Annotated in this window: 2 protein-coding genes; both read left to right on the top strand. The window is 74.7% G+C overall.

Annotation, left to right across the window (positions count from 1 at the left end):
* The first annotated feature begins 45 nt into the window (after window positions 1-45).
* Window positions 46-8979 carry an amino acid adenylation domain-containing protein gene (locus AB0H12_RS40195; protein WP_499630437.1) on the top strand — a complete coding sequence of 2978 codons (8934 nt, stop codon included), beginning with the start codon at window positions 46-48 and terminating at the stop codon, window positions 8977-8979.
* Entirely contained in the window at window positions 8976-9791 is an 816-nt protein-coding gene (locus AB0H12_RS40190; protein ID WP_499630434.1) for an ABC transporter permease, read from the top strand. Before AB0H12_RS40195 ends, AB0H12_RS40190 begins: the two co-directional genes overlap by 4 nt.
* Window positions 9792-9803 lie beyond the last annotated feature (12 nt).

Below are 9803 nucleotides of genomic sequence, written 5' to 3'. Positions count from 1 at the left end.
GCCGTGATGACCGGCCCAGCTACCCGCGTCGCGACGACCGGCCCAGTGGCGATCGCGGTCGCCGTCGTCACCGACCCGGCCGGGCACAAGCGGCTCGTCGGCTACGTCGTGGGCGAGGCGGTCGGGGTCCGCGAGCAGGTGGCGGAGCTGCTGCCCGAGTACATGGTGCCGTCGACGTTCGTGGTGCTGGACGCGCTGCCGCTGACCCCGCACGGCAAGGTGGACCGCAAGGCGCTGCCGGCGGTGGACTTCGGCACGCCCGTGGCGACGCGCGCGGCCCGCACCCGCGAGGAGGAGATCCTCTGCGGTGTGCTCGCCGAGGTCCTCGGCGTGGCCTCGGTCGGCGTCGACGACAGCTTCTTCGCCCTCGGCGGCGACAGCATCAGCTCCATCCAGGTCGTCAGCCGCGCCCGCGCGGCGGGGCTGGTCGTCACCTCGGCGGACGTGTTCCGACTGCGGACACCGGCCGCCATCGCGGCGGTCGCCAGGCCCGTCTCCGCCATCGCCGTGGTCGCGGACGACGGCGTCGGCGAGGTCGAGTTGCCCCCCATCGCCCACCAGCTGCGCGAGACGCCCACCGGGCTGACCCGTGACCACAGCCAGCACGTCGCGGTGTCGGTCCCGGCCGGGCTGGACGTGGACCGGCTCACCGCGGCCGTGCAGGTGCTGCTGGACCACCACGACGCGCTGCGGCTGCGGCTCGCCGAGCCGGTCGAAGGGCTGTGGGCGCTGGAGGTCCAGCCCCGCGGCGCTGTCCGCGCGGCCGACGTGGTCAGCGCCGGCGGCACGCTCGACGCGGCGCGCGAGCGCTTGGCGCCCGAGGACGGCGTGGTCGCCCAGTTCGTGCTGAACGACGGCGAGCTGCTGGTCGTGGCCCACCACCTGGTCGTGGACGGCGTGTCGTGGCGGATCCTGCTGCCCGACCTCCGCGCGGCCGTCGAGGGACGGTCCCTGCCGCCGGTCGGCACGTCCTACCGCCGCTGGACCCGGCTGCTGTCGGAGCAGTCGCGCACCGCCGCCCGCACCGCCGAGCTGCCGCTGTGGACCGGGCAGCTGCGCGGCGGCGACCCGCTGCTGGGCGCACGCCCGCTGGACCCCGCCGTGGACGTCGAGCGCACCGCGGGCCACCACCGGTTCGAGGTGGCCGACGCGGCGGCGCTGACGACCACCGTGCCCGCCGCGTTCCACGCCGAGGCCAACGAGGTGCTGCTGGCCGCGCTCGCGCTCGCGGTGGCACGGCGGCGCGGCGCCGGCTCGGTGCTGGTCGAGCTGGAGGGCCACGGGCGCGAGCAGGCGGCCGAGGACGTGGACCTGGCCCGCACCGTCGGCTGGTTCTCCAGCGTGTTCCCCGTGCGCCTCGACGTCGGCGACACCGCGGACGTGCCGGGCGTGGTGAAGCGGGTCAAGGAGGCGTTGCGCGCCCTGCCCGACCACGGCCTCGGCTTCGGGCTGCTGCGCCACCTCAACCCCCAGACGCAGGGCGTGCTGGCCCGGTTCGCGCCGCCGCAGATCGGCTTCAACTACCTCGGGCGCTTCGGCGTGGACCGGGGGGAGTGGTCGTTGCGCGGCGACGTCGGCCTGCACTCGCACCCGGACGTGCCGCTGCGGTACGCGCTGGAAGTCGCCGCGGTCACCGAGGACCGGCCGGGCGGCCCGGTGCTCGTGTCCGACTGGCAGTACGCGGGCGCGCTGCTGTCCGACCAGGACGTCCGGGGCATCGCCGAGACGTTCACCGAGGTCCTCGGCGCGCTCGTGGAGCACGCGGGCCGGGCCGGTGGCCGCACGGCGTCGGACTTCCCGCTGGTGTCGCTGACCCAGCGCGAGATCGAGGACGTCGAGCGGGCGGTCGGCCCGCTGGACGACGTGCTGCCGCTGTCGCCGTCGCAGAAGGGCCTGTTGTTCCAGGCCGACTACGACCGCGACGGCGTGGACGCCTACACGTTGCAGGTGACCGTGGACGTGGCCGGTCCGCTCGACCCGGCCCGCCTGCGCGCCGCCGCACGGGCGCTGCCGGCGCGGCACCCCCTGCTGCGCGCCGCCTTCCGGCACCGCGAGTCCGGTGACGCCGTCCTCGTCGTGCCCTCGGCGGTCGAGCTGCCGTGGGAAGAAGTCGACCTGACCGGGATGGACCCGGCGGACCGGGACCGGGAACTCGCCCGGCTCACCGACGCCGACTGGCTGCGCCGCTTCGACCTGACCGCGCCGCCGCTGGTGCGGTTCACCGTGGTGCGGCTGACCGGCGAGTCGTTCCGCGTCATCTGGACCGTGCACCACTCCCTGGTCGACGGCTGGTCCAACCCGATCTTCGCCCGGGAGCTGTTCACCCTGTACGCCAGCGGGGTCGACGCGTCGGCGCTGCCCGAGGTGCCACCGCACGCCGACTACCTGCGGTGGCTGGCCGACCGGGACGTCGACGCGGCGCGTGGCGCGTGGCGCGCGGCGTTGGCCGGGCTGACCGAGGCGACCCGCCTCGCGCCGGTCGACCCGGACCGCACGCCCGCGGTGCCCGACGAGCTGCTGGTGGACCTGCCCGAGTCGCTGACGGCCCGCTTGACCGACTGGGCGCGCGCCAACGACCTCACCCTCAGCACGGTCGTGCAGGGCTGCTGGGCGGTGCTGCTCGGCGCCCTGACCGGGAGCCGGGACGTCGTGTTCGGCGCGGTGCGGTCCGGCCGGCCCGCCGAGCTGCCGGGCGTCGAGACGATGATCGGCCCGTTCCTCGGCACGCTGCCGGTGCGGGTGGCGCTCGACCCGGCGCACACGCTCGCGCGGCTGCTGGCGGACCTCGGCGCCGGGCAGGTCGACCTGGAGCCGCACCAGCACCTCGGGCTGGCCGAGGTGCAGCAGCTGGCCGGGATCGGCGAGCTGTTCGACACCGTGGTCAGCTACCACAACTACCCGATGGCCGACGCCCGCGAGCTGGGCGGCCTGGCGCCGGACCTGGACGTGCTCGGCGGCGCGGCCCGCGTGGTGGCCGAGTACCCGTTCGCGCTGGGCGTGTACCCCGGCGAGCGGATGCGGCTGCACGCCCAGTACCGGGGCCGGCTGTTCACCCGCGACGACGTGCGGGTGCTGGTCGACCGGTTCGTGCGGCTGCTGGAGACCGTGGTCGACGCGTCGGACACGCCCGTGGGCCGGGTCGACGTGCTGGCGCCGGAGGAGCGGGAGCTGCTGCTCGGCGAGTGGAGCGGGCGGATCGAGCCGGTCCCGGACGTGACCGCGCCGCGGCTGTTCGCCGACCGGGTGGCGCAGGCGCCGGACGCGCTCGCCGCGGTGTTCCGCGACGAGGAGCTGACCTACGCCGAGCTGGACGCCCGCGCGAACCGCCTGGCCCGGCTCCTGGTCGCCCGGGGCGCGGGCCCGGAGGGCGTGGTCGCGTTCGCCCTGCCGCGGTCGCTGGAGGCCGCGGTGGTGGTGCTCGCCGTGCTCAAGTCCGGCGCGGCGTTCCTGCCGATCGACGCCAAGCTGCCGCTGGACCGGATCGGGTACATGGTGGACGACGCCCGGCCGATCGCGCTGCTGTCCACTGTGGACATCGGCGCGCGGGTGGCCGGGCTCGACGTGCCGCTGGTGCTCCTGGACGACCCCGCGGTGCTCGCCGAGCTGGACGACCTGCCCGCCACCGCGCCGGAACCGGCGCTGCGCCGAGGACACCCGGCCTACGTGATCTACACGTCCGGGTCGACCGGGCGGCCCAAGGGCGTCGTGGTCGACCACGCCGGGCTCGTCGCCATGGTCCGGAGCCTGATCGCGAAGTTCGACGTCACGCCCGACACGCGGGTGCTCCAGTTCGCCTCCTACAGCTTCGACGCGACCGTCTGGGAGTGGGGCCTGGCCCTGCTGGGCGGCGGCACGCTGGTGGTCGCCGACGACGACGCCCGCGCGCCGGGTCAACCGCTGCTGGACCTGATCAGGAGCCGTCGGGTCACCCTGGCGGCGCTGCCGCCGGTGGTCGCGGGCGGGCTGCCCGAGGGCGCCCGGCTGCCCGACGACCTGGTGATGGTCGTCGCCGGCGAGGCGTGCCCGCCGGAGGTGGTGGCGCGCTGGGCGCCCGGGCACCGGATGTTCAACGGGTACGGGCCGACCGAGGCGGTGCTCGCCTCCACCGTCGGCGGCCCGCTGACCGGCGAGGGCAGGCCGCCCATCGGCCGACCGACCGCGGCGCACCGGGTGTACGTGCTCGACCCGCTCCTGCGGCCGGTCCCCGTCGGCGTGACCGGCGAGCTGTACGTCAGCGGCGGACTCGCCCGCGGGTACCTCGACCGGCCCGGCCTGACCTCCGAGCGGTTCGTCGCCGACCCGTTCGACGCGCCGGGCGGGTTCATGTACCGCACCGGCGACCTGGTCCGGTGGCACGCCGACGGCCAGCTGGACTACGTCGGCCGCGCGGACGACCAGGTGCAGCTGCGGGGCTTCCGCGTCGAGCTGGGCGAGATCGAGTCGGCGCTGGTGTCGCACCCCGGCGTCGCCCAGGCCGTGGTCGTCCTCCGCGAGGACGACGGCGACCGCAGGCTGGTCGGCTACCTGGTGCCGGACGTGCCCGGGGCGGTGCCCGACGGCCTGCGGGAGCTGCTGGCCGAGTCGCTGCCGGAGTACATGGTGCCCGCGGCGCTGGTCGCGCTGGACGCGCTGCCGCTGACCGCGCAGGGCAAGCTGGACCGCAAGGCGCTGCCCGCGCCGGAGGCCGGTGCGCCCGCCGACCGCGGCCGGGGACCGCGCACACCGGTCGAGGACATCCTGAGCGGGCTGTTCGCCGACGTGCTCGGCCTGCCGCGGGTGGGGATCGACGAGGACTTCTTCGAACTGGGCGGGCACTCCCTGCTGGCCACGCGGGTCATCAGCCGGGCCCGGTCCGCGCTGGGCGTCGAGCTGCCCATCCGGGCGTTGTTCGAGGCGCGCACCGTGGCGGCGCTGGCCGAGCAGGTGCGCGGCGCGCAGGGCGCCCGACCGGCCCTGGCGCCGATGCCGCGTGGCCCGCAGGCGCCCCTGTCGTTCGCCCAGCGGCGGCTGTGGTTCCTCAACCGCCTGGAGGAGAACGCCACCGGCACCTACAACGTGCCGCTGGCGATGCGCTTGACCGGGGAGTTGCGGGCCGACGCGATGCGCGCCGCCCTGCGTGACGTCGTGGCCAGGCACGAGGTGCTGCGGTCGGTGTTCCCGGACGTGGACGGCAAGCCGCACCAGCGGGTGGCCGACCTGCCGCCGGATCACCCGGCGCTGGAGGTGGCCGAGGTCGCGGAGGCCGAGCTGGGACGCGTGCTGACCGCCGAGACCGACCGCGGGTTCGACCTGGCGGCGGAACCGGCGTTGCGCGCCACGCTGTTCCGGCTCGGCCCGGACGAGCACGTGCTGCTGATCGTCTTCCACCACATCGCGTTCGACGGCTGGTCGATCGCGCCGTTCGCCCGCGACCTGACCGACGCCTACCGGGCCCGCTGCGCGGGGGTGGCCCCGGACTGGGCGGCGCTGCCGGTGCAGTACGCGGACTACGCGCTGTGGCAGCGGGAGCTGCTCGGCTCCGAGGACGACCCGGAGAGCCTGCTCAGTGCTCAGCTCGCGTACTGGACCGAGGCGCTCGCCGCCCTGCCCGAGGAACTGGACCTGCCCACCGACTTCCCGCGCCCGGCGGTGAGCACGCACGACGGCGGCGAGGTCGAGTTCCTCGTCGACGGCCCGCTGTACGCGGGGCTGGTGGCGCTGGCGCGCGAGTCCGGCGCGAGCGTGTTCATGGTGTTCCAGGCCGCGGTGTCGGCCCTGCTGACCAAGCTCGGCGCGGGCACGGACATCCCGCTCGGCACACCGGTGGCAGGCCGGGCCGACGAGGCGCTCGACGAGCTGGTCGGGTTCTTCGTCAACACCGTGGTGCTGCGCACCGACACCGGCGGCGACCCGACGTTCCGGGAGCTGGTGCACCGCGTGCGGGAGGCGAACCTCGGCGCGTACGCGCACCAGGACCTGCCGTTCGAGTACCTGGTGGAGAAGCTGAACCCGGTGCGGTCGCTGGCCCGCCAGCCGCTGTTCCAGGTCATGCTGGTGCTGCAGAACGACGGTGACGGACCGGCCGTCCTGCCCGGCCTGAACGCCCGCGTGCAGCCGGTGGCCGCGCCGCGCGCGAAGTTCGACCTCACCTTCCAGCTCGACGAACTCGTCGCCGACGGCGTGCCCTCGGGCATCCGGGGCGCGCTGGAGTACACGACCGACCTGTTCACCCGGTCCTCGGTCGAGCGGATCGCGGACCGGCTGACGCGGTTGCTGCGCGCCGCGGTGGCCGACCCCGGCGCGCGGCTGAGCCGGATCGACGTGCTGGAGCCGCACGAGCGCGACCGGGTGCTGGGCGCGGGCGCCGGACCGCGCCGCCCGGACGCCTACCGGGGTGTGGTGGAGCGGGTGCGCGACTTCGCGGCCCGCACCCCCGACGCGGTGGCCGTCGTGGACGACGACGGCGAGGTCACCTACTCGACGCTGGTCCGCCGTGCCGCCGCCGTGTCCCGTGAGCTGGACGGCGGTCTGGCCGCCGTGTTGGCCGCACCGGGCGCGCGCTACATCTCGGCCGTGCTCGGCGCGCTCGGCGCGGGTGGCGCCTACCTGCCGTTGGACGTGCAGGCCCCGGTGTCGCGCACGGCCGCGCTGCTGGCCGACAGCGGCGCGCGCGTGCTGCTGACCGACGCCGCGCACCGCCGCCTGGCCGAGCAGGTGGCCGGGGCCGCCCGGGTGGTGGTGCTGGACGACACCGTGCTGGGTGACACCGGGCTGCCGTCGCTGTCGGGTGCGGCGGACGACCTCGCGTACGTGCTCTTCACGTCCGGGTCGACGGGCAAGCCGAAGGGCGCGATGGTGCACCGGGCGGGCATGGTCAACCACCTGCTCGCCAAGGTGGACGACCTGCGTCTGTCCGAACAGGACACCGTGGTGCACAACGCGCCGGTGACGTTCGACATCTCGGTGTGGCAGATGCTGGCGCCGCTGGTGGTCGGCGGCCGGGTTCGGGTCGTGGGCCGCGAGGTCGCCGCGGACCCGGACGCGTTGTTCGGCATCGCGGCAGGCGAGCGCGTCTCGGTGCTGGAGGTCGTCCCGTCGCTGCTGCGCGCCGCGCTGGACGTGTGGGACACCACGGGGTCCGCGCCGGAGCTGCCGTCGTTGCGCCGGCTGGTCGTCACCGGTGAGGCGTTGCCCGCCGACCTGTGCGCGCGGTGGTTCGCCCGGTTCCCCGCCATCCCGCTGGTCAACGCCTACGGGCCGACCGAGTGCTCGGACGACGTGACGCACGCGCTGATCACGGCGCCGGTGCGCGGCACGCGCGTGCCGATCGGCAAACCGGTGCGCAACACCGCGCTGTACGTGCTGGGCGACGACCTGCGGCCACTGCCCGTCGGCGTGCCGGGCGAGCTCTACGTCGGCGGGCTCGGCGTCGGGCGCGGCTACCTGGGCGACCCCGCGCGGACGTCGGTGACGTTCCTGCCCGACCCGTTCGCCGCGGAGTCCGGTCTCGGCGCGGGCGCGCGGATGTACCGCACGGGCGACCGGGTGGTGCTGCGCGCAGACGGCGACCTGGAGTTCCTGGAGCGCCGCGACCAGCAGGTCAAGATCCGAGGCCACCGCATCGAACTCGGCGAGGTCGAGGCCGCGGCGCGGGCGTTGTCCGCCGTGCGCGACGCGGTGGTGGTCGTCGACGCCGACGCCAAGGGCCACAAGCGGCTCGTCGGCTACGTCGTGCTGGACGACGACGCGGACGGTGACATCGCGTTGCTGCGCAAGGAGCTCGGCGAGTCGCTGCCCGACTACATGGTCCCCGCCGCGCTGGTCGCGCTCGACGCCCTGCCCCTGACGCCCAACGGCAAGGTGGACCGCAAGGCCCTGCCCGCCGCGGACTTCGCGCACCTGCCCACCGGACGCGCACCCCGCACCCCGGGCGAGGAGCTGCTGGCCGGGATCGTCGCGGACGTGCTCGGCGTGCCGTCGGTCGGCGTGGACGACAACTTCTTCGCGGTCGGCGGTGACAGCATCAGCTCGATCCAGGTCGTCACCCGCGCCCGCAAGGCCGGGATGCCGATCGCCATCGCGGACGTGTTCGTCCACCAGACCGTCGCCGACCTGGCCGCCGCGGCGGACGACCGCGCGCCGTCGCGGGCCGCGGCGATCTCCGGCGTGTTCGAGGAGTTCGACGCCCTGACCGACACCACGCCGTTCGACACGGTGCTGCGGATGAAGCCGGGCGGCGGACCGGCGCTGTTCTGCCTGCACAGCGGCGTCGGCTTCGCCCTGCCCTACATCGGGCTGGCGCCGCACCTCGGCCCGGACACGCCGCTGGTGGGCCTCCAGTCGCCGTCCATCACCGAGCTGGCCGCGCTGCCGATGTCGTTGGGGCAGTTGGCCTCGGACTACCTGGACCTGATCAAGTCGATCCAGCCGGAGGGTCCGTACCACCTGCTCGGCTGGTCGTTCGGCGGCATCCTCGCCCACGAGGTGGCCGCGCGGCTGGAAGCCGACGGCGAGCGGGTCGGCGTGCTGGCCAACCTCGACGCCTACCCGCCGAGCAGGCACGACCCGCACGGTGACGAGCAGGCGATGCTCGGCTGGGTGCTGGAGCTCGTCGGGCACGACCGGTCGGAGTTCGCGGGTCGCGACCTCACCGCCGAGGACGTGGTCGAGGCGCTGCGCCGCGACGGCAGCCCGCTGGCCGGGCTCGGCGACGAGCGGGTGCTGGCGATGATCGAGGTGATGAAGGTCCACTCGCGGTTCTCCGAGCGGTACCGGCCGTCCCGCTACGACGGCGAGGTGCTGCTGTTCGCGGCCTCCGGCGAGCTGCCCGAGCACGAGCTGGCCGAGCGGGTCGACCTGTGGACGCCGCACGTCGGCGGTCTGCGAGTGCACCACCTGCCCGGTGGGCACGACCACATGATGAACCCGGGTCACCTGGCCCGGATCGGCGCGGCGGTGGCGGCCGGGATGGCCCGCCCGCACGGGAATGGGGAATCGTGAACGCACTGGTCGACGTCAAACCCGGGTTCGGGGCGACCCTGGTCGAAGTCTCGGCCGTGACCGGCCGGAGGCTGCGGCACCTGCGCCGGGCGCCCGGCCGCTTCATCGGGGTCACGCTCAACCCGCTGGTGTCCATGCTGGTGCTCGGCTACCTGTTCCAGCAGTCGATCTCCATCCCGGGCGGCGGCAGCTACCAGGAGTACCTGTTCGCGGGAGCGGCGCTGCAGGTCGGTCTCGCGGGCGTCGGCCCGACCGCCATCGCGGTCGCGACGGACCTGAAGGGCGGGCTGATCGACCGGTTCCGGTCGCTGCCGATCTCGCGGTCGTCCGTCCTCATCGGACACACGATCGCCGACCTCGTCGTCGCGGTGATGGGCCTGGTCGTCGTCGTGGGCGTCGGCCTGCTGCTGGGCTGGCGTTCCCACACCGGGCTGCTCCCCACGCTCGCCGCGTTCGGCGTGCTGATCGTGTTCTGCTACGTGGTGACGTGGGTCGGCGTGCTGCTGGGCATGTCGTCCAAGAGCCTGGAGACCATCGACTCGATCGCGCCGCTGGTCGTGGTCGTGTTCCCGTTCCTGTCGAACGCGTTCCTGTCCGAGCAGAACCTGCCCGCGTGGCTGGCGCCGATCGCGGCCTGGAACCCCATCAGCGCCGTGGCCACGGCCTGCCGCGAGCTCTGGGGCAACCCGGTCACCACCGGCGGCGGCTTCCCGACCGACCACCCGGAGGTGGTCGTGGTGGTGACCCTCGGCCTGCTGTTCCTGCTGACCTCGTTCGTCAGCCTGCGCCGGTACGCGAGCACCGCCAACTGAGGAGAACACGGA

The organism is Actinosynnema sp. NPDC023794, from assembly GCF_040639675.1.
Lineage (GTDB): Bacteria > Actinomycetota > Actinomycetes > Mycobacteriales > Pseudonocardiaceae > Actinosynnema > Actinosynnema luteola.
This window is presented reverse-complemented; position numbering and strand designations above follow the sequence as displayed.